The 2,700-nt window shown below is 70.4% G+C and carries 1 protein-coding gene; it reads left to right on the top strand.

Annotated features, from left to right (window positions below; translation table 11 throughout):
- Positions 1-15 precede the first annotated feature (15 nt).
- Positions 16-2,622, top strand: coding sequence for a di-heme oxidoredictase family protein (locus AC1D1T_RS31570; protein ID WP_477993310.1), 2,607 nt, complete (start codon positions 16-18; stop codon positions 2,620-2,622).
- Positions 2,623-2,700 lie beyond the last annotated feature (78 nt).

Genomic DNA, 2,700 nt, shown 5'->3' with positions numbered 1-2,700 from the left:
AACGAGGAGACAGACATGAAACAGGTCCCATCACGCGGGTCGGGCCGCGCCTTGGCTTCGAGCATCGGGCTGTCGGCCCTGCTGCTCGCCGGCTGCGGCGGCAACGACACCGCAGCCCCTTCATCCGACACGGCCAAGGAACAGGCGATGGCCGTCACCGCCGGCCGCTACGCGTTGCAAAGCGTCGCCACCGGCCAGTGCATCGGCGTCAACGGCGGCAGCAACGCGAGTGGCACGGCGCTGCAGCTGCAGACCTGCAGCAGCACCACCACGCAGCAGTTCGACGTGACACTCGCCTCCGCCGGCGTCTACAAGCTGACGGTCGCGGCGAGCGGCCTCGCCATCGACGTGCAGAACGCCTCCGCCAGCGACGGCGCGCCGCTGCAGCAGTGGACCGACAACGGCACCAACGCGCAGCGCTTCACGCTCGGCGAACCGGCGGCCGGCGTGGTCACGCTCGTCAACGTCAACAGCGGCAAGTGCGTGCAGGCGGCCGATGCCGCGAGCCTGCGCCAGTACGGCTGCAACGGCGCCGGCGCACAGCAGTTCAGGCTGGTCGGCGGCAACACCAACCCGCCCGACCCGGTCGCCGTGGTGCCGCTGTTCCCGCAGGGCACGCCGATCACCGAACCGATCCAGACCGTCGAGGCCGACGGCACGCTGGTCACCTACATGGGCATGCGCCCGACCGAACGCCATGCGCGCGAACGTGGCGAGGCCTGGGACGCGCCCGACCAGGGCCCGGGCCGCTACCTGACCTTCCCGTCGTTCTACTTCCAGAACCGAACCTTCGGCCTGGTGATCCGCGACGAGGTGCCCGCCGGCCGCTCGAAGATCACCTTCACGCTGCGCGTCAACGACGGCACCTTCGACGGCACCACCTTCAGCCTGTTCCGCAACGCCGGCGATCCGAACGTGCGCGACTACGGCTGGGCGCTCAACTACGGCTTCGGCAACCCGAAATTCCTGAATGCCGACAATTACCCGCTGCCGATCTGCATCGCCGGGCAGCCGGATGCCGACTGCCAGTTCTCAGTCGACACCAACTGGCGCACCGATCCGCACAGCCGGCTGAAGGTGGGCGATCCGGTCGAGCTCGCGCCCGCGCCGCGGCTCAAGTACAACGCCGACGGCAGCGCGGTGATCGATGGCGGCGGCGCACGCTACTACTCGTTCGAGCAGCTGTACGTGGCCGGCGTCGGGCTGCGGCCCTGGTACGGCATCGCGCCGAACCTGGACTCCGCGGCCCTGCCGCCCGAGACGCTGTCCGGCGGGCAGACCAGCCTGTCGTACAACTACTCCGAAGAGCCGATGCGCGTGTTCCAGCAGATGGCCAACAACATCGGCATCCAGAACACGAAGCGCTTTGTCGAGGGGCGGCGGCTGTTCCACACCTCGTTCATCGACGGCCGGCATTCGGAGCATCCGGAGAGCAACCCGGTGTTCAGCGCGCATGCCGGGCAGCTCGGCCCGCGCTACAACCAGGTGAGCTGCATCGCATGCCATGCGCTGAATGGCCGCACGGCGGCACCGGCGGCCGGCACGGCGTTCGCCGGTACGGTGCTGACCGGCACGGCCGGTGCCGATGGCAGGCGCGTGCCCGATGCGACCTACGGCCTCAATGTGCTGCAGAAGGCCGCCGCCGCCGGCGCGGCCGACTACGGCGTCAGCGTGCAGGCCTACACGACGACGGTGCGCACGCTGGCCGACGGCGAGAAGGTCGAGCTGCAGAAGCCGGTCTACGCGTTCAAGGGCCCGGTGCCGGCGCAGTACTCGGCGCGCCAGGCACCGCAGGTGATCGGCGTCGGTTTGCTCGAGGCTTTGCCCGAGAGCACGGTGCTCGCGCTGGCCGACCCGGCCGATGCGAACGGCGACGGCATCCGCGGCGTCGCCAACCTGGTGACCGATCCGGAGACGGGCCAGACGCGCCTCGGCCGCTTCGGCTGGAAGGCCGCGAAGGCGAGCGTGCGCCACCAGGCCGCCGAGGCGCTGGTCAACGACATGGGCGTGGTGTCGCCGGTGTACCCGTCGCGCAGCTGCCAGCGGGCCGCGGCCGATTGCCGCAGCAACCCGCAGGGCACCGGTGTCAACGAGCAGGAGCTGCAGCGCGTCGTGCAGTACCTGGAGCTGCTCGCGGTGCCGGCGCAGCGCAGCCTGCGCAGCGCGTTCCCGGCCGGCGTGCGGGTCTCGCCGGAGCACGAGGTGAACCCGGCGCAGGTGACACGCGGCGCGCAGCTGTTCGCACAGGTCAACTGYACCGCCTGCCACGTGGCGACGCTGAAGACCGGCACGACCCACCCGTTCGCCGAGCTGCGCGACCAGACCATCCACCCGTACACCAACCTGCTGCTGCACGACATGGGAACGGGCCTGGCGGACACGGTGGCCGAGGGCAAGGCGCAGCCGTCGATGTGGCGCACCGCGCCGCTGTGGGGCATCGGCTCGCTGCCCTGGGTGCAAGGCAGCGCGCAGAACGTGCGCTACCTGCACGACGGCCGGGCGCGCACGCTGATGGAGGCGATCGGCTGGCACGGCGGCGAGGCGGACAACAGCCGCCAGCGTTTCGAGGTCTTGTCGAGGGACGACCGGGCGGCGGTGCTGGCGTTCCTGAACACGCTGTAGGGTCAACAAACCCCAGGCGCCCTCCTACAGCCACACGCGCCGCTGGACGATTGGCTGAGCGCGTCGGCTGCGTACGCT

This window comes from Rhizobacter sp. P2_H3 (assembly GCF_056403355.1).
Note: the sequence above shows the minus strand (reverse complement) of the source record. Positions and strands in the feature narration are given on the sequence as shown.